The sequence below is a fragment of the Streptomyces sp. NPDC005574 genome (assembly GCF_040605435.1).
Lineage (GTDB): Bacteria > Actinomycetota > Actinomycetes > Streptomycetales > Streptomycetaceae > Streptomyces.
The window spans coordinates 1-17,667 of the sequence record NZ_JBEXCW010000127.1 but is presented as its reverse complement, the minus strand read 5'-3'; the positions used below and the strand labels follow the sequence as shown (position 1 = coordinate 17,667).

Sequence of the window (17,667 nt, the reverse complement as noted above, 5' to 3'; positions counted from 1 at the left end):
TCACCCCCCGCACCCCCCCTGCGCCCCCCACCCACACCCGCCCCCCCCCCCCCGGGGGGGGGGGGGGGCCCCCCCCCCCCCCCCCGCCGCCGTGTTCGGGCATCCGCGCTGACCGTTCCCACCCGCCGTCCGGCAGCCGCGCAGGTCCGCGACGGGCAGGGGCACGGCCGAAACGGACCCACCCGGGCAGCATCGGGCCTGCAACAGACCTGGTCAGTGCCGCGCACCCGCTGTAGAACTTCCCCCATGGGCCACACCGGGCCCGAACGGGCAGGCAGGCGCGGGACGACAGGGCACGGAAGCGGGTGGCGGCCATGCAGACCAGGACGGCGGAAGAGCGTCAGCGCGAGATCGTGCGGACCGCGCGCCACACCGGCTCGGTCGACGTGAGCGCGCTCGCCGCCGCACTGGGCGTGGCCAAGGAGACCGTACGGCGGGATCTGCGCGCACTGGAGGACCACGGGCTGGTCCGCCGCACCCACGGCGGCGCCTATCCCGTGGAGAGCGCCGGGTTCGAGACGACGCTCGCCTTCCGCGCCACCAGTCACGTGCCGGAGAAGCGCCGGATCGCGGTCGCGGCGGCCGAGTTGCTCGGGGACGCCGAGACGGTCTTCGTCGACGAGGGCTTCACCCCGCAGCTCATCGCCGAGGCACTGCCGCGGGACCGGCCGCTGACCGTGGTCACCGCGTCCCTGCCGGTGGCGGGCGCGCTCGCCGGGGCGGACGGCGTCTCGGTGCTGCTGCTCGGCGGCCGGGTCCGCTCCGGCACACTGGCGACCGTCGACCACTGGACGACGAAGATGCTCGCCGGCTTCGTCATCGACCTGGCGTACATCGGCGCCAACGGCATCTCCCGCGAGCACGGCCTGACGACGCCCGACCCCGCGGTCAGCGAGGTCAAGGCGCAGGCGGTCCGCGCGTCCCGGCGCACCGTGTTCGCGGGCGTGCACACCAAGTTCGGCGCGGTCAGCTTCTGCCGGTTCGGCGAGATCGGCGCGCTGGAGACGATCGTCACGAGCACCCTGCTGCCCTCGGCCGAGGCCCACCGGTACTCCCTGCTGGGACCCCAGGTCATCCGCGTCTGACCCCTCCGGAAAGCCGGAGAGGCCCCCTTCCCTACCCCCACTGTGCCCCTTATTTCACGAATCCTCCGCAATTCCCCTACGTTCAGGAGCGATCCATGCGAACCCAGAGCCGACGGAGGCCGCGAGCCACGCTCGCCATGGCCGCCGCAGGGACGCTGCTCGCCCCGCTGCTCTCCGGCTGCTGGGTCGGGGCGGGCGGGGCCGGATCGGGCGGCGACTCGATCAACGTCCTGATGGTCAACAACCCCCAGATGACCGAACTGCAGAAACTCGCGCCCCGCTTCACCGAAGAGACCGGCATCAAGGTCAACTTCACCGTCCTGCCCGAGAACGACGTCCGCGACAAGATCAGCCAGGACTTCGCCAACCAGGCGGGACAGTACGACGTCGCCACCCTGTCCAACTACGAGATACCGATCTACGCCCGCAACAACTGGCTGCGGGAGATGGACACCTACGTCGCCGGCGACCCGTCGTACGACGAAGCCGACGTCCTCAAGCCGATGCGCCAGTCCCTGACCGGCGACGACGGCAAGCTCTACGGCCAGCCCTTCTACGGCGAGTCGTCCTTCCTGATGTACCGCAAGGACGTGTTCGCCGCGAAGGGCCTGACGATGCCCGCGCACCCGACCTGGACCCAGGTGGCCGACCTGGCCGCGAAGGCCGACGGCGCCGAGCCGGGCATGAAGGGCATCTGCCTGCGCGGACTGCCGGGCTGGGGCGAGGTCATGGCGCCGCTCACCACGGTCGTCAACACCTTCGGCGGCACCTGGTTCGACAAGGACTGGAAGGCACGCCTCGACTCCCCCGAGTGGAAGAGGGCGGTCACGTTCTACGTCGACCTCGTGCGCGAGCACGGCGAGTCCGGCGCCCCCCAGTCCGGCTTCGCCGAGTGCCTCAACAACCTCACCCAGGGCAAGGTCGCCATGTGGTACGACGCCACCTCCGCCGCCGGTTCCCTGGAGGCGGCGAAGTCCCCGGTCAAGGGCAAACTCGGTTACGCCCCCGCCCCGGTGGAGAAGACGGACTCCTCCGGCTGGCTCTACACCTGGGCGTGGGGCATCCAGAAGGCGTCCCACAACCCCGAGAAGGCGTGGAAGTTCGTCTCCTGGGCCTCGGGCAAGCGCTACGAGCAGCTGGTCGGTGACGAGATCGGCTGGTCGAACGTGCCGGCCGGCAAGCGCGCGTCGACGTACACGAACGCCGACTACCGCAAGGAGGCCGGCGCCTTCCAGGAGATGACCAGGCAGGCCATCCAGGGCGCCCGGCCGAACGACCCGGGGGTGCAGCCGCGCCCCGCGCCCGGCATCCAGTTCGTCGGCATCCCCGAGTTCACCGACCTCGGCACCAAGGTCTCGCAGGAGATCAGCGCGGCCATCGCCGGACGCCAGTCCGTCGAGTCGGCCCTGAGGAAGTCCCAGCAGCTCGCCGAGCGGATCTCCGAGGAGTACGAGGGACGATGACCGCCACCGCAACCGCTCCGACAGCCACCCCCACGCCCGTGCGCACCGCGCGGCAGCCCTCGGCGCGCCTGCGCGCCTGGGCCACCAGGGCACCGCTCCTGCCCGCCCTGGTCTTCATGATCGTGGTCACCCAACTCCCGTTCGTGGCCACGCTGGTGATCTCCTTCTTCGACTGGAACGCGCTCTACCCGCAGGCCCGCCGCTTCACCGGCTTCGACAACTACCAGCAGGTGCTGACCGACGCCGACCTGCGCCACTCGGTGTGGACGACGGTCCTGCTCACGGCCGCGGTGGTGGTGGCCAGCCTGATCCTGGGCCTGGCCCTGGCGCTCCTGCTGGACCGCAGGTTCCGCGGCCGGGGTGTGGTCCGCACCCTGCTCATCGCGCCCTTCCTGGTGGTCCCGGTGGCGGCGGCCCTGCTCTGGAAGCATGTGCTCTACAACCCTGAATACGGCCTGCTCAATGGGTTGTTGCACTATGTGGGCGGCCCACAACCCGACTGGATCTCCAGCACCCCGCTGCTCGCCGTCGAGGCGTCGCTGGTGTGGCAGTGGACCCCGTTCATGATGCTGATCCTGCTGGCCGGCCTGCAGAGCCGCGACCAGCAGCAGATGGAAGCGGCGAAGGTGGACGGCGCGAGCGGCTGGCAGATCTTCCGCTACCTGACACTCCCCCACCTGCGCCGGTACCTGGAACTGGGCGCCCTGCTGGGCTCGATCTACATCGTCCAGAACTTCGACGCGGTCTTCACGATCACGTCCGGCGGCCTGGGCACGGCGAACCTGCCGTACACGGTCTACCAGAGCTTCTACCAGGCCCACGAGAACGGCCTCGCCTCGGCCGCCGGTGTCCTGGTGGTCATCGGCTCGATCGTCATCGCGACCTTCGCCCTGCGCGTCGTGTCGTCCCTGTTCCGCGAGGAGGTGGCTCGCTGATGAGCACCGTCGCCGTACGACCGCACCGTGGCCGGGGCAAGGGAGCGGGCCTGGGCCTCGTGGCCTGGCTCCTGGGCATCGTGTTCTTCCTGCCCATCGCGTGGATGGCCCTGACGTCCCTCCACACGGAGCAGGACGCGGCCACCAACCCGCCCTCCTTCGGCGCCGCCCTGACCCTGGACGGCTACCGCGAGTTCTTCGGCACGGGCGGCGGCGCGAGCCCGTGGCCCGCGCTGGTCAACTCCGCTGTGGCGTCGGTGGCGTCGACCCTGTTCGTCCTGCTGCTGGCCTTCCCCGCCGCCTACGCGCTCTCCATCCGCCCGGTCAGGAAGTGGACCGACGTCCTGTTCTTCTTCCTGTCGACGAAGATGCTGCCGGCCGTGGCGGGCCTGCTGCCGATCTACCTCTTCGCGAAGAACGCGGGGATGCTGGACAACATCTGGCTGCTGGTCATCCTCTACACGTCCATGAACCTGCCGATCGCGGTGTGGATGATGCAGTCCTTCCTGGCCGAGGTCCCGGTCGCGGTGATCGAGGCGGCCAAGGTGGACGGGGCCCGCCTGCCGACGATCCTCGCCCGCGTCGTGGCCCCCATCGCCCTGCCCGGCATCGCCGCGACGTCCCTGATCTGCTTCATCTTCAGCTGGAACGAGCTGCTGTTCGCCCGGGTCCTCACCGGCGTGGTGGCGGAGACCGCCCCCGTCTTCTTGACCGGCTTCATCACCAGCCAGGGCCTGTTCCTGGCGAAGGTGTGCGCAGCGTCGCTCGTCGTCTCCCTGCCGGTGCTCGCCGCGGGGTTCGCCGCCCAGGACAAACTGGTCCAGGGCCTGTCGTTGGGAGCCGTCAAATGAAGGCCGCCGTCATCGAGTCCGTGGGCCGTGCCGTCGTCACCGAGGTCCCCGACCCGACGCCGGGTGCGCGCGAGGTCGTCGTCGAGGTCGCCGCGTGCGGACTGTGCGGCACCGACCTGCACATCCTCCGGGGCGAGTTCGCGCCGAAGCTGCCGATCGTGCCCGGGCACGAGTTCGCGGGCACGGTGGTCGGGGTGGGCACCCAGGTCACGGAGGTCGCGGTCGGCGACCGGGTGGCGGTGGACCCGTCGCTGTACTGCCACGAGTGCCGTTACTGCCGTACCGGCCACAACAACCTCTGCGAGCGGTGGGCGGCGATCGGCGTCACCACCGCCGGGGGCGCGGCCCAGTACGCGGTGGCACCGGTGGCGAACTGCGTGAGGCTGCCCGAGCACGTGCGCACCCAGGACGCGGCCCTGGTGGAACCCCTGTCGTGCGCGGTACGCGGCTACGACGTGCTGCGGTCCCGGCTGGGCGCCCACGTCCTGATCTACGGCTCCGGGACGATGGGGCTGATGATGCTGGAGCTCGCCAAGCGCACGGGGGCGGCGAGCGTGGACGTGGTGGACGTGAACCCGGCACGGCTGGAGACGGCCCGGCGGCTCGGCGTCTCCGACACGGCCGCGAACGCGGACGAGCTGGAGCGGCCGCAGGGCTGGGACCTGGTGGTGGACGCCACGGGCAACGCGGCGGCGATCCAGGACGGCCTGGAGCGGGTGGCGAAGGCGGGGACGTTCCTCCAGTTCGGGGTCGCCGACTACGCCACCCGGGTGACCATCGACCCGTACCGCGTCTACAACCAGGAGATCACCATCACCGGCTCGATGGCGGTCCTGCACAGCTTCGAGCGAGCGGCCGAACTGTTCGCGGGCGGAGTCCTGGACCCCGACGTCTTCATCAGCGACCGCATCCCCCTGGACCGCTACCCGCAGGCGCTGGAGCAGTTCGCGGCGGGCGTGGGCCGGAAGATCGTGGTGGTGCCGTAGGTGAACGCCTCAGCCCGTCCGGAGGTCCGGGGGGCGGCAGCGCCCAGAGAGGGGAAGGGGCGGCGGGGGCGGCGCAGGCGCGGGGGGCCGCGGGGGCGAAAAAACCGGGGTTCACCGATTGGCCCACGGTAAGGGAACGGTAAAACGCCCTCGCTCGTTCACGGGTCATGACAGCTATGACCCCCGGCTCGAACATCCCTCTGTCCGCCCCCCGCGTGACGGTGGACGTCACCGCCCCCGTGCGGCTCGACGTGTCGAGCCTGCTGCTCACCGCCGACGGCAAGGTGCGCTCCGACGACGACTTCATCTTCTACAACCAGCCGAGCGGCCCGGGCGTGACCTACCGCTCGGGCGGCGGCACGGCCCCCGACGCGATCACCGTCGACACCACCGCCGTCCCGCCCGGCATCGAGAAGATCGTCGTCACCGCCAGCCCGGACGCCGCGGGCCAGACCTTCCAGGGCATCGAGCCGACGGCCACCATCCGCAACGCGGACGACAACAGCGTCCTGGCCACCTTCACGCCCCCGCAGCTCGGCGGCGAGACGGCACTGGTGATCGTGGAGGTGTACCTCCGCAACGGCGCCTGGAAGGCCCGCGCCGTCGGCCAGGGCTACGCCGACGGCCTCGCGGGCATCGCCACCGACTTCGGTGTCTCCGTGGAGGAACCGGCGCCCGCCGCCGCCCCGGCCGCCCCGCCGCGGCCGGGTGTCCAGGCGCCGCCGCCCCCGGCCGCGGACCCGCGCGTCGCCGCGCCCCCGGTGCCCGCCGCGCCTCCGGCGCCGCCCGCCGCACCGCCGGCCCCCGCGCCCGGCGCCGGGAAGATCAACCTCGACAAGGGCCGGGTCAGCCTCCAGAAGAACCAGACCGTCTCCCTCGTCAAGGGCGGCCGTCCGCTGCTCTCCCAGGTCAAGATGGGTCTGGGCTGGGAGCCCGCGTTCCGCGGCAAGGACATCGACCTCGACGCCTCGGTCATCGCGTACGGCCCGCAGCGCAACCACATCGACAGCTGCTACTTCGGCAAGCTGTCCATCGTCAACGGCGCGATCAAGCACTCCGGCGACAACCTCACCGGCGAGGGCGGCGGGGACGACGAGGTGATCGTGGTCGACCTCGGCCGGCTCCCGCAGGAGGTCACCGGTCTGGTGTTCACGGTCAACTCCTTCTCCGGCCAGAAGTTCACCGAGGTCGCCAAGGCCTACTGCCGGCTCCTGGACGCGGCGAGCGGCGAGGAACTCGTCCGCTTCGACCTCACCAGCGCCGAGGCGCAGACCGGCGTGCTGATGGCCAAGCTGATCAAGCAGTTCTCCGGTGAGTGGGAGATGACCGCGATCGGCGACTTCGTGAAGGCCCGCACGGTCCGCAACATGGTCAAACCGGGCGCGCAGACGCTGTAGCCCCTGCCCCCGCCACCCGTGCGGCCCCGCCCCCGGGCGTCCCGACCGAAGGGGCGCCCGGCGGGAGCGGTTCCGCCCGGCCGCGGATTGCCGCAGGTTGTCTAGAACAGGGCGCTGTAGGCGTTGAGGGCGGGCTGCCCGCCCAGGTGGGCGTAGAGCACGGTCGAGTCCCGGCCGATCTCGCCGCGGGACACCAGGTCGATCATTCCCGCCATCGACTTCCCCTCGTACACGGGGTCGGTGACCATGCCCTCGGTGCGGGCCGCGAGCCGCATCGCCGCCAGCGTGGCCTCGTCCGGAACGCCGTACGTGCCCGCGTGGTACCGCTCGTCCAGCTCCACGTCCGCCTCGGTCAACTCCTTCTTCACGCCGATGAGTTGCCCGGTGTTGTGGGCGATCCGGGCGATCTGCTCGCGGGTGCGGGCGGGGTTCGCGGACGCGTCGACGCCGATCACCCGGCGCGGCCGGCCGCCCGCCTCCTCCAGCGCCCGGAAGCCGGCGACCATGCCGGCCTGCGTCGAGCCGGTCACCGAGCAGACCACGACGGTGTCGAAGAAGACCCCCGCCGCCCACTCCTGTTCGGCGACCTCGTGGGCCCAGCCGGCGAAGCCGAGGCCGCCGAGCGGATGGTCTGAGGCGCCGGCGGGAATGGCGTAGGGCTTGCCGCCCCGCTCCTCCACCTCGCGCAGGGCCTGTTCCCAGCTCTCCTTGAACCCGATCCCGAATCCGGCGCGCACCAGCCGTACGTCCGCTCCGGCGAGCCTGCTGATCAGGATGTTGCCGACCTTGTCGTAGACGGAGTCGGGCCACTCCACCCAGCTCTCCTGCACCAGCACGCACTTGAGTCCGGCGCGGGCGGCGACGGCGGCGACCTGCCGGGTGTGGTTGGACTGCACTCCGCCGATCGAGACGAGCGTGTCGCAGCCCTGGGCGAGCGCGTCGGCGACCAGGTACTCCAGCTTGCGGGTCTTGTTGCCGCCGTAGGCGATACCGGAGTTGCAGTCCTCGCGCTTGGCCCAGAGGGCGGCGCCGCCGAGGTGGGCGGAGAGCCGCTCCAGCGGGTGCACCGGCGAGGGGCCGAAGAGGAGCGGGTAACGCTCGTACGAGGAAAGGGACATGAGAGCCTCCGGGGAGTCAGTGGGCCTCTTCGTCGGCGGTCGCGTCCATGTCCGCGAGTCCGCGCCAGATCTCCGCGGTGACACCGACCGCGCTGTCGGTGTCGCCGTTCGCGCAGGCTTCGATCAGCCGTTCGTGCAGTCCGGTGGAGCGGCAGGCGGTGCCCTCGCCGAAGCGCCGCCGCTCCAGGCGCCGGATCAGCGGGGTGTAGCGGGTGATGGTCGCGGCGGCGGCCCGGTTGCCGGCGGCGCGGACCAGGACGTCGTGCAGTTCGTCGTCGGCGCCCAGGGCCGCGTCGACCTCGCCCGTGCGGACGGCCGTCGCGAACCGCTCGTTGGCCGCCCGCATCGCCTCGACGTCCGCCGCGAACAGCCGGGGCACACCGACCCTGGTGACCAGCTCGTGCATGGCGCCCACCACCGCGGCCGCGTCGCGCACGTCGGCGGCCACGACCGGCGTGACCCGCGTGTAGCTCTGCGGCTTGCTCTCCAGGAGTCCCTCGTCGACCAGGCGGCTGAACGCCTCACGCACCGGCGCCCGGGACAGCCCGAGCCGCTCCGCCAGCTCGGCGTCCCGCACCACGGCACCGGGTTCGATCTCCCCGGCGACGATGGCGTCCCGGATCGCTTCGTAGGCGCGGTCCCGGAGCAGGATGCGGCGCACGGGCCGGAGGGCTTCCATGGACTGAAATGTTAGATGTCAATTCGCCGCCCAGGCAAGAGCGGGGCCCGCACCACCGTGCGGGCCCCGCTCACCTCACTTCGTCACCCGGCTGTCAGGCGGCCCAGGGCCAGTCCGCGTCCCGGGCGCCTTCGAGCAGCGGCACCATCTTGAAGGCCGCGTCCGAGAGGCCGCCGAAGGTGTGCCGGTTGGCCGCGCCGGACGGGCCGTGGCCCGCCCGGTGGCCGGCCAGGTTCCAGGTGTAGACCGGCACGTGCGCCGGCACCTGCTCGGTCGGGTCGCCGTGCCCGCTGTACGCGTACTGCTCGTCGGTGACGATCAGCACCCGGTCGTGCCGGCGGTAGTGGCGCCGCACCGCCTCGACGGTGTCGGTGCCGCCCAGGTCGCCGAAGCGCTCCAGGATCTTCAGCACCGACTCGCCGGAGCGGAACGTCACCCGCTTGCTCGACGTCCCGAACTCCACCAGATCCGCGTCGGCCGCCCGCAGCGCGAGTGCCGTGCCGAAGATCGCCGCCGCGTCGGCCCGGGTGAGCTCCGAGCGGTCGGACAGGCGCGAGTAGAACATCGAACCGGAGCGGTCGACCAGCACCAGTGTCCGGCCGGGCAGCGCGGGCACGTTGGCCAGCGAGTGGCCGAGCGCCCGCTCCAGCGGGTACGCCCAGCGCAGCGACGACGCGTGCCGGTGCGCGGCGAGGTAGCGGAAGGGGAACTGCCGCGAGCGCGCCACCTCCGCCGGGTCGCTGATCCGCGCGGCGACCTGTGCGGCCACCTCGTCGGACACGCCGGCCTCGTCGAAGTTGCGCAGGTTGCGCGCGAGCGACATCACGCCCATGGACGGGATCACCGCCTCCCACGCCTCCTTGTCCATCGGCCCCTGGAGCCAGCCCGCCAGCGCCTCCCACGTCATGCCCGCCGCCGCGAGCCGCTCGGCGCCGCCCGCGGAGGTGACCACCGCGCGCCGCTGTGCGACCGGCAGCGCCATCAACTCCCGGTGCGCCACCAGGACCGGGTCCGAGGCGGGCGGTACGGCGGTGTCCGGGTGGTGCCGGCGGTCGAGGGCGTAGCGGAACAGCTCGCCCTGCCCCGGCTTGCCGGGGTCCGGTACGGCGTGCACGAGGTTGAGGATGTCGCCGAAGCGGTACCCCTTGGAGGCCGTGTCGTACTTCAGCAGTGACGTGCCGCTGTAGAGGCGCCGAACGGCGTCGGCGACGCCGCGCTTGACCGGCTTCGGCACGTTGCGGCCGTACGTCGCCGTCCAGTACGCGAGCAGTTCGCCGGGCTCGTCGGGCCGCCGCAGCACGGAGGCCACGACCTGCCGGTTCGAGGGGCCGTCGGTGGCGCTCGCGTCGAGACGCGCCTTCACGTACTCGGCGGCGCCCACGATCGACGCGGTGCGGAGGTTGCCCTCGCCCCGCAGCCAGCCCAGCAGGCCCGCCGTCCAGAACGGGTCGCTGACGGCGAGCTCGCGCACCAGGGTGGCGAACCGGTCGTCGCGGGCGGCACCGGTCTCGTAGAAGGTCTGCTGCGACACGAAGTTGGCGAGCGAGAGCAGGAAGAGTTCGGAGCGCGCGTCACGCTCACGGCCGAGGCCGCCCTGGTACGTACGCAGCACCCGGCCCGTCGACGTGACGCGCGAGGTGGGCTGCGCCTTGGCGGCCTTCTTGTTGAATCGCGCCATGGTGAATTCCCCCCGAATTCCTGTGGGTTCCGGAAGGAGACGCAGAGAAGGCGGGTGCCCGAGATCGAGATTCGGCGACGGAAATCGTCATCGGACGCTCTTCCTTTTGAGCTACACCGGCCCTGGGCCGATGACGGGACTCGAACCCGCGACCTTCCGATCCCTGAAGTAACCGTTGCCTGCGCACCGGGCACCCACCATGAGCTGCGCCTCCCGAGATCAAGCCGGCGGCGGCGTGAATTCTTTGGAAGAGAAGTAGCCGCCGCCTTCGCACCGGGAGTGCGTGGCGTTCTGATCTCACTGTAGGAGGCGCGACTCGGGAGGAGCGAGCGAATTAACCTCGCCCGTAACGGAGTCAGCCGCGCTTCTGCCGCTTCCAGGGGCCGGTGATGGCGAGCATGATGCCGGGCGTCTGGATGTTGGCGAACAGGGTCCGGCCGTCGGGCGAGAAGGTGACGCCGGTGAACTCGCTGTATTCCGGCGCCGCTTCGGTACCGATGTTGAGTTCGTTGCGGGCGATGGGGTACGTACGGCCGCTGTCGGTGGCGCCGAACAGGTGCTGGACGCCCTCGCCGTCCTCGGCGATGACGAGGCCGCCGTACGGGGAGACGGTGATGTTGTCGGGGCCGTCGAAGGCGCCGTCGACCGACGGGTCGGGGTTCACGCCGAGCAGCACCTTCAGGGTGAGGGTGCGGCGCTTGGGGTCGTAGAACCAGACCGCGCCGTCGTGCTGGACGGGGCTCTCGGTGCGGGCGTACGAGGAGACGATGTAGGTGCCGCCGTCTCCCCACCACATGCCTTCGAGCTTGCGGGCGCGGGTCACCTGGCCGTCGGTGAACTGCTTGCGGACGGACGTGGTCTTCGCGTCGCGGTCGGGGACGTCGACCCAGTCGACGCCGTACACGGTCCCGATCTTCGTGGCGCGGGACAGGTCGTCGACGAACTTGCCGCCGGAGTCGAAGCACTTGAACGCCTGGAGGACGCCCGCGTCGTCGGCGAGGGTGCGCAGCTTGCCGCGGCCGTGGTGGAAGTGCTCGGGCGGGGTCCAGCGGTAGAGCAGGCCGTTGGGGCCGGAGGCGTCCTCGGTGAGGTAGAGGTGGCCGCGCTTGGGGTCGACGACGACGGCCTCGTGGGCGTAACGGCCCAGCGCCTTGACCGGCTTGGGGCTGCGGTTGGCCCGGCGGTCGGCGGGGTCGACCTCGAAGACGTAGCCGTGGTCCTTGGTCATGCCGTTCTGGCCGGCCTTGTCCTCGGTCTCCTCGCAGGTGAGCCAGGTGCCCCAAGGGGTGCTGCCACCCGCGCAGTTGGTGGAGGTGCCGGCGATGCCGACCCACTCGGCGACGTGGTCGTGACGCACCTCGACGACCGTGCAGCCACCGGCGGCGGCGGGGTCGTAGACGAGGCCCTCGGTGAGCGGCACGGGGTAGGTCCAGCCGGACCGGGGGCCCTTGAGCTCGTGGTTGTTGACGAGCAGGGTCGCGCCGCGCGGGCCGTCGAAGGTGGCGGTGCCGTCGTGGTTGGACGGCGTGCTCTCACCGGACTCCAGCGTGGTCTTCCCGCTGTAGGTCACGACGCGGTACCTGAAGCCGGCGGGCAGGGCGAGGATGCCCTTCGGGTCGGGGACCAGCGGCCCGTAACCGACACCGCCGTGGGCGGCCGCCGACTCCTCCCCGAGGCTCTCGGAGTCGGTGGAGGCGAGGGCGTTCGGTGCCGTGGCGAGCGCGCCGACACTCCCCGCCAGCGCGACCCCCGCACCGGTGATCGCGGATTTTCTGGCGAAGTCCCTGCGGGTGAGCGACATGGTGTCTCCTGTGACGGTGGGTCTGCCGTGGAGGGTGGCGGAGCTCGATCGGCGCCACGCTCCCGCCCGCTCCTGAACGGGAGATTAACGCCGAGCGACTTCACCGGCCTGTATTCCATGAACCCGTAAGCACACACCCAACACCCCCAAAAAACCACCCACCCAACCAGCCACAAACCCCCACTGGCCGACAAGACACGGGCCCCGTCGGGGCGCGAGGAACCGCGCACCCAGCCACACCCCACCCGCAGCCGACAACGCACGGGACCCCACCAGGGGCGCGAGGAACCGCGCACCCAGCCACACCCCACCCGCAGCCGACAACGCACCCGTCTGGACAGGGGCGCGGGGAACTGCGCAAAAACCCGCACCGCACCCCACCCGTACCCGACCGCCCCGGCCAACAGGCCCCCCACCGCCACCGCCAAGGTGGACGGCGACCCCCAGGGTCACCCCCCGCGCTGCGACCGCGCCTTGAACGCCGCCTTCCGCGCCTCCTTGGCGATCCTCTTGTCCGGATGCAACCGCCCCATCGCCTCCAGCACATCCGCCGTGGCGGGGTGATCCACCCGCCAGGCCGCCGCGAAGAACCCGCTGTGCTGCATCGCGAGCCCCTCCACGAGAGCCTGCAGCTCATCCGAGTTGCCCTCCGCGGCGAGCTGCGCGGCGAGCGTGTCGACGGTCAGCCAGAACACCATCTGCTCGGACGGCGCCGGCACCTCGGCCGCACCCCGCTCGCTGAGCCAGACCCGGGCGAGTCCGCCGAGTTCGGCGTCGTCGAGCACCTCCCGCAGGGCCGGTTCGGCCTCGGCGCCGACCAGGGACAGCGCCTGCTGGCACCGCAGCCGGCGCAGCGGCGCACCGGCGTCCGCGCCACGGGCGGCAGCCAGCAACTCCCGTGCGGCGGTGAGCTGTTCGCGCCGCGCCAGCCACTGTTCGGTCTCCGCCTGGGCGGCGGCCGGCGGGAAGTACGAGGTCTGGTCGAGCAGCGCGTCGGCCCCCTTGTCGGCGAGCTCCCCGACGGCGGGCGCCCCGAAGCCGGCCTCCAGCAGCCGCGCCCGCAGCCCGTACAGGCCGAGCGGGGTCAGACGCACGATGCCGTAGCGGCTGACGTCCGTCTCGTCGACCGGGGCGGCGGACTCCGCGTCGGCGTCGGCCATCAGCGCCTCGTCGACCGGCTGGTACTCGATGAGGCCGACCGGCGCGAGCAGCCGGAACTGGTCGTCCAGCCGCATCATGGCGTCGGACACCTGTTCCAGCATGTCGTTGGTGGGCTCGCCCATGTCGCCGGGCACGATCATGGAGGCGGCCAGCGCGGGCAGCGGCACGGGCACCTGGCCGGGGCCCTCCTCGCTGACGGTGAGCAGGTAGAGGTTGGCGAGCACGCCGTCGAGGAACTCGGACTCCGCCTCGGGGTCCCAGTCGAGGGCGGAGAAGTCGATCTCGCCGCCGGCGTCCATCGCGTCGGCGAGGTCGTCGAGGTCGGGCACGCTCGCGTCGGCCAGCACCGCCTCCAGGGCCGCCTGCCAGACACCGAGCACGTCCTGCGGGGAGCCGCCGCTCAGCAGGGCCAGGTCCTCGCCCGCCTCGACGGTGCCCGCCTCCTCGTCGGTGACGTCGACGAGTCCCGCGTCCAGGGCGACCCGCCACGCCTCGCTCGCCAGGGCCGCCGCGTCGTCCCCGCTCAGTCCGAGAGCCTCGGCGGCGGCCGGCAACTGCTCGTCGGCCAGTCCTCCGCCGGCGTCCACCCGGGTGTCTGGGCCGGCCCAGCGGGCGAGCCGTACGGCCCGGGAGAGCAGTGGCGTGGACAGCGCGTCCCGCGCCAGCTCCGCATCCGGGTGCAGCAGTACCGGCGGCAGGGGGGAGCTGTCTGACATCGGGTGTTTCTCCTAGGCGCCTTGGAAGGGAAGCCCATACGGCTCAGCCGCTCAGCCTAGACGGATTTCCACCCATGCCGCCCGGTTCATGTCTCGGCCAGGTTCCGGACCTGGCCGAAACCTTGACAACTCGCCTCGCCAGGCAGGAGATTGACGCGCGTAGAAAACCGGCGGACAGCTGTTCACTGGAATTTCTACGCGCGTCGCCTCCGCCCCACAGGTCGCGGCTCCCGTTCCACGACCCTCGTCCCGGCGCTCACGTATGTCCCCGGAGGGATTCCGTTGCCGAGCAAGTCTTCCGCGCGCCTCGCCGCGCTCACCGTCGCCGCCGTCTGTTCCGCGGCGTCCATCGTCGTCCTCACCTCGCCCGCGCACGCCGACTCCGTGCGCATCCACGACATCCAGGGCAGCACCCGGACGTCCCCGTACGCCGGCCGGCAGGTCGCCGACGTGGCGGGCATCGTCACCGGGGTGCGCGCCTACGGTTCGTCCCGCGGCTTCTGGATGCAGGACCCGACCCCGGACGACGACCCGGCCACCAGTGAGGGTGTCTTCGTCTTCACCAGCTCCGTACCGAAGGTCGCGGTCGGCGACTCGGTCACCGTGACGGGCACGGTCTCGGAGTTCGTGCCGGGTGGCGCGGCCGGCGGGAACCAGTCGGTGACGGAGATCACCAAGGCGACCGTCACGGTCGTCTCCAGCGGCAACGCCGTCCCGGCCGCGCAGGTCGTCGACGCCCGTTCGGTCCCGGCCGCCTACACGCCGGCCGGTGACCCGGCCACGGGCAACTCGGTCAACGGCCTGCCGCTGGACCCGGCGAAGTACGCCCTGGACTACTACGAGTCCCTGGAGGGCATGAACGTCCGGGTCTCCGACGTCCGCGTGGTCACCGCCACCGACCCGTACACCGAGCTGTGGGTGACGGTGAAGCCGCGCGAGAACACCACGCGGCGCGGCGGCACGCTCTACGGTTCCTACGACTCCCAGAACACCGGCCGCCTGCAGATCCAGTCGCTCGGCGCAACGGCCGACTTCCCGAAGGCGAACGTCGGTGACACCCTCACCGGTACGACGGCGGGCCCCCTGGACTACAACCAGTTCGGTGGCTACACCCTCGTCGCCACCGAGCTCGGCGCCCTGAAGAGCGGTGGGTTGCAGCGCGAGAGCACGCGTCCGCAGCGGCGCGGGGAGCTGGCGGTGGCGACGTACAACGTCGAGAACCTCGACCCGTCCGACGCCACGTTCGAGGAGCACGCCGCCGCGATCGTGCACAACCTGAAGTCGCCCGACATCGTGTCCCTGGAGGAGATCCAGGACAACAACGGCGCGACGAACGACGGTACGGTCGCCGCCGACGTGACGGTGGGCAAGCTCGTCGACGCGATCGTGGCGGCCGGTGGCCCGGCCTACCAGTGGCGGTCCATCGACCCGGTCGACGGCGCGGACGGCGGTGAGCCCGGCGGCAACATCCGTCAGGTCTTCCTGTTCAACCCGGAGCGGGTCTCCTTCACCGACCGCGCGGGCGGCGACTCCACGACGGCCGTCGGCGTCACGAAGGTGCGCGGCAAGGCGCAGCTGACCGTCTCGCCCGGCCGCGTGGACCCGGCGAACACGGCGTGGAAGGCCAGCCGCAAGCCGCTGGCCGGGGAGTTCGTCTTCCGCGGCCGTACGGTCTTCGTGATCGCCAACCACCTCAACTCCAAGGGCGGTGACCAGGGTCTGACCTCGCAGTACCAGCCCGTGGTGCGCAGCTCGGAGGTCCAGCGTCATCTGCAGGCGACCGCGGTGAACGCCTTCGTCAAGCAGATCCTGGACACCCAGAAGAACGCGGACGTCATCGCGCTCGGCGACATGAACGACTTCGAGTTCTCCGAGACCGCGAAGATCCTGGAGGGTGACGGCGAACTCTGGTCGGCGATCAAGTCGCTGCCGAAGAGCGAGCGTTACACCTACGACTACCAGGGCAACCAGCAGGTCCTGGACCAGATCCTGGTCAGCCCGTCGATCCGGCGCGGCTGCGGTCTCGACTACGACAGCGTGCACGTCAACTCGGAGTTCAACGACCAGATCAGCGACCACGACCCGCAGGTGCTGCGGTTCGAGCCGTAGACGGCGGTGCCCGGCGGGCCTGCCGCCGGACGGAGTGAGGCGCGGCCCCGAACCGCGTCGCGAAATGCCGGGCCGGGCCCGGCATTTCGCGGCGTCGCGCTCAGGACCGTGCTCAGGACTTGCTGAACGCACCCGTCAGCCAGTCCTGCCAGGCGGCCTCGTCGGCCTTGGCGTCGGCGTCCAGGGCGAAGTCGTGGACGCTGACGCCGACGGTGTGACCCCAGTGGTTGCGGCCGAAGAAGCGGACGAGGGTGTCGTCGGTACGCAGTCCGATGAAGTAGGGGTCGCGGTAGTCGACCACGGCGTCCAGGGACCGGCCCCCGGGGCCCCGCGCCTGGACGCGGTCCCCGGCGGTGGTGCCGTCGGTGAGCCCGAGCGCCCGGGCGACGGTGGCGAGGGCGTCCGGGGCGCGGCCGCCCTCGGGTCCGTCGAAGGTGGTGAAGGCGACGGGACGGCCGTCGAAGTGGGTCAGGTACTCGCGCAGGGTGTGCAGGTAGAACCCGGTGTGCTTGCTCGCGCCGTCGTACTGGTTGTCCCAGTCGTCGACGAAGATGCCGCTGTGCACGTAGCGCACCCAGGCACGCCGGCCCTCGTCGCGCGGCTCGATGGTGTAGTCGAGCTGGTTCAGGGTCTGCTCGGAGATCCCCTCGACGTCCGCGACCCGGTTCGTGTAGTGGTGCGGCGGGTCCCAGACGGTGACGGTGGACCCGAACGGCCCCCGGCCGCCCTCGCGCGGCTCCGGCGCCTCCATCGGCCACAGCCAGCCACCGGTCCCCGCGGTGAAGGCCGTCCACACCTGTTCGGGCGTGGCGTCGACCTCGAACTCGCGGGCGATCTCGAATTCCTTGGGCATGACGGTCTCCTGGGTCCTACCGGGCCGGCGCGGGGGCGGGCGGGGCCTCGGGCTTGGGGGTGGGGTGGACGGCGACGACGATCCGGTGGTCCCGGCCGCCCTCCGCGTCCGGGGTGTCGTACCTGCGGATCAACGCCGTGACGCCCGCGGTCAGTTCCTGCACGAAGGCGGCCCGGTCCGCGGCCGAGGCGAAGCGCACCTCCCCGTCCAGCGCGTAGGTTGCGAGCCGCTTCTGCGCCCGGTCGGCCCCGGTGATCAGCGAGCCGACGTCCCGTACGAGCCGGGCGCCGAGCGCCAGCAGCCAGCGGGCGGACAGCTGGTCGCGGAACCGCTCCGGGTCCGGCTGTACGGCGGCGAGCGCGAGCGGCGAGATGACGTACGACGCGGCGGTCGCGCGCATCAGCCGCTCGGTGACGTTGCCCTTGCGGCGCTCACCCGCCAGCTCGACCAGCCCGTGCCGCTCCAGCGCCTTGAGGTGGTAGTTCACCTTCTGCCGGGGCAGCCCGACCCTCCCGGCCAGCATGGCGGCGCTCGCCGGGCCGGCGGCCAGCTCGGCGAGGAGCCGGGACCTTGTGGGGTCCAGGGAGACGGCGGCGGCCTCGGGGTCCTCGATGACGGTGACGTCCTGCATACGTCCACCGTCCCACCGAACACTTTTTTTGTCCAGACGGTTCGGGCTTTCGGACGAGTGGGACACGCACCGCGCTTGGGCGTGGGCTGCGGACACGCACCGCGCGTGGGCGTGCGCTGCGGACACGCACCGCGCGTGGGCGTGCGCTGCGGACACGCACCGCGCGTGGGCGTGCGCTGCGGACACGCACCGCGCGTGGGCGTG

At 71.6% G+C, this 17,667-nt stretch carries 14 protein-coding genes; 7 read left to right on the top strand and 7 right to left on the bottom strand.

What is annotated here, in order from left to right:
• Positions 1-314: 314 nt before the first annotated feature.
• The 6 genes from ABZT03_RS39180 to ABZT03_RS39155 all read left to right on the top strand — a co-directional run bounded on the left by ABZT03_RS39180 (position 315) and on the right by ABZT03_RS39155 (position 6,717).
• Positions 315-1,085, top strand: a complete 771-nt coding sequence (locus ABZT03_RS39180) for a DeoR/GlpR family DNA-binding transcription regulator (RefSeq protein ID WP_356048297.1) — start codon at positions 315-317, stop codon at positions 1,083-1,085.
• A 95-nt stretch (positions 1,086-1,180) separates the two neighbouring features.
• Entirely contained in the window at positions 1,181-2,548 is a 1,368-nt protein-coding gene (locus tag ABZT03_RS39175) for a sugar ABC transporter substrate-binding protein (RefSeq protein WP_356048295.1), read from the top strand.
• On the top strand, positions 2,545-3,483 hold the full coding sequence (locus ABZT03_RS39170; RefSeq protein ID WP_356048293.1) for a sugar ABC transporter permease: 939 nt from the start codon (positions 2,545-2,547) through the stop codon (positions 3,481-3,483). Before ABZT03_RS39175 ends, ABZT03_RS39170 begins: the two co-directional genes overlap by 4 nt.
• Positions 3,483-4,334, top strand: a complete 852-nt coding sequence (locus ABZT03_RS39165) for a carbohydrate ABC transporter permease (protein ID WP_356048291.1) — start codon at positions 3,483-3,485, stop codon at positions 4,332-4,334. The genes ABZT03_RS39170 and ABZT03_RS39165 overlap by 1 nt, the downstream gene beginning before the upstream one ends.
• The gene (locus ABZT03_RS39160) at positions 4,331-5,320 is read left to right on the top strand and encodes a zinc-dependent alcohol dehydrogenase family protein (RefSeq protein WP_356048289.1); all 990 of its coding nucleotides are present in this window, start codon (positions 4,331-4,333) and stop codon (positions 5,318-5,320) included. Before ABZT03_RS39165 ends, ABZT03_RS39160 begins: the two co-directional genes overlap by 4 nt.
• A gap of 176 nt (positions 5,321-5,496) precedes the next feature.
• Complete coding sequence (locus ABZT03_RS39155; protein ID WP_356048298.1) at positions 5,497-6,717, top strand: TerD family protein; 1,221 nt, start codon at positions 5,497-5,499, stop codon at positions 6,715-6,717.
• A 101-nt stretch (positions 6,718-6,818) separates the two neighbouring features.
• Here the strand turns inward: ABZT03_RS39155 and ABZT03_RS39150 are convergent, their stop codons facing one another.
• The 5 genes from ABZT03_RS39150 to ABZT03_RS39130 all read right to left on the bottom strand — a co-directional run bounded on the left by ABZT03_RS39150 (position 6,819) and on the right by ABZT03_RS39130 (position 13,870).
• Positions 6,819-7,835: a 1-aminocyclopropane-1-carboxylate deaminase gene (locus ABZT03_RS39150; RefSeq protein ID WP_356048287.1), complete on the bottom strand. Its 1,017-nt coding sequence runs from the start codon at positions 7,833-7,835 to the stop codon at positions 6,819-6,821.
• A 16-nt stretch (positions 7,836-7,851) separates the two neighbouring features.
• A complete protein-coding gene (locus tag ABZT03_RS39145) occupies positions 7,852-8,514 on the bottom strand; it encodes a GntR family transcriptional regulator (protein ID WP_356048285.1) in 663 nt (220 codons plus the stop codon).
• Positions 8,515-8,608: 94 nt separating this feature from the next.
• A complete protein-coding gene (locus ABZT03_RS39140; protein WP_356048284.1) occupies positions 8,609-10,192 on the bottom strand; it encodes a TROVE domain-containing protein in 1,584 nt (527 codons plus the stop codon).
• A gap of 355 nt (positions 10,193-10,547) precedes the next feature.
• A complete protein-coding gene (locus tag ABZT03_RS39135; RefSeq protein ID WP_356048283.1) occupies positions 10,548-11,993 on the bottom strand; it encodes an alkaline phosphatase PhoX in 1,446 nt (481 codons plus the stop codon).
• A gap of 449 nt (positions 11,994-12,442) precedes the next feature.
• A complete protein-coding gene (locus tag ABZT03_RS39130; RefSeq protein WP_356048282.1) occupies positions 12,443-13,870 on the bottom strand; it encodes a hypothetical protein in 1,428 nt (475 codons plus the stop codon).
• Positions 13,871-14,152: 282 nt separating this feature from the next.
• On the opposite strand from ABZT03_RS39130, the gene ABZT03_RS39125 reads away from it, so the two are divergent.
• Positions 14,153-15,979 carry an endonuclease/exonuclease/phosphatase family protein gene (locus ABZT03_RS39125; RefSeq protein WP_356048281.1) on the top strand — a complete coding sequence of 609 codons (1,827 nt, stop codon included), beginning with the start codon at positions 14,153-14,155 and terminating at the stop codon, positions 15,977-15,979.
• Between the two features lie 112 nt (positions 15,980-16,091).
• Here ABZT03_RS39125 and ABZT03_RS39120 read toward each other — a convergent pair whose 3' ends face one another.
• A complete protein-coding gene (locus ABZT03_RS39120) occupies positions 16,092-16,832 on the bottom strand; it encodes an SRPBCC domain-containing protein (RefSeq protein WP_356048280.1) in 741 nt (246 codons plus the stop codon).
• 16 nt (positions 16,833-16,848) lie between these two features.
• Positions 16,849-17,463: a winged helix-turn-helix domain-containing protein gene (locus tag ABZT03_RS39115; protein ID WP_356048278.1), complete on the bottom strand. Its 615-nt coding sequence runs from the start codon at positions 17,461-17,463 to the stop codon at positions 16,849-16,851.
• Between the last annotated feature and the right edge of the window lie 204 nt (positions 17,464-17,667).

Excerpts from the sequence above, each read along its gene's own strand:
- ABZT03_RS39180 (WP_356048297.1), top strand. The coding sequence starts at position 315 with ATGCAGACCAGGACGGCGGAAGAGCGTCAGCGCGAGATCGTGCGGACC.
- ABZT03_RS39175 (WP_356048295.1), top strand. The coding sequence starts at position 1,181 with ATGCGAACCCAGAGCCGACGGAGGCCGCGAGCCACGCTCGCCATGGCC.
- ABZT03_RS39170 (WP_356048293.1), top strand. The coding sequence starts at position 2,545 with ATGACCGCCACCGCAACCGCTCCGACAGCCACCCCCACGCCCGTGCGC.
- ABZT03_RS39165 (WP_356048291.1), top strand. The coding sequence starts at position 3,483 with ATGAGCACCGTCGCCGTACGACCGCACCGTGGCCGGGGCAAGGGAGCG.
- ABZT03_RS39160 (WP_356048289.1), top strand. The coding sequence starts at position 4,331 with ATGAAGGCCGCCGTCATCGAGTCCGTGGGCCGTGCCGTCGTCACCGAG.
- ABZT03_RS39155 (WP_356048298.1), top strand. The coding sequence starts at position 5,497 with ATGACCCCCGGCTCGAACATCCCTCTGTCCGCCCCCCGCGTGACGGTG.
- ABZT03_RS39150 (WP_356048287.1), bottom strand. The coding sequence starts at position 7,835 with ATGTCCCTTTCCTCGTACGAGCGTTACCCGCTCCTCTTCGGCCCCTCG.
- ABZT03_RS39145 (WP_356048285.1), bottom strand. The coding sequence starts at position 8,514 with ATGGAAGCCCTCCGGCCCGTGCGCCGCATCCTGCTCCGGGACCGCGCC.
- ABZT03_RS39140 (WP_356048284.1), bottom strand. The coding sequence starts at position 10,192 with ATGGCGCGATTCAACAAGAAGGCCGCCAAGGCGCAGCCCACCTCGCGC.
- ABZT03_RS39135 (WP_356048283.1), bottom strand. The coding sequence starts at position 11,993 with ATGTCGCTCACCCGCAGGGACTTCGCCAGAAAATCCGCGATCACCGGT.
- ABZT03_RS39130 (WP_356048282.1), bottom strand. The coding sequence starts at position 13,870 with ATGTCAGACAGCTCCCCCCTGCCGCCGGTACTGCTGCACCCGGATGCG.
- ABZT03_RS39120 (WP_356048280.1), bottom strand. The coding sequence starts at position 16,832 with ATGCCCAAGGAATTCGAGATCGCCCGCGAGTTCGAGGTCGACGCCACG.
- ABZT03_RS39115 (WP_356048278.1), bottom strand. The coding sequence starts at position 17,463 with ATGCAGGACGTCACCGTCATCGAGGACCCCGAGGCCGCCGCCGTCTCC.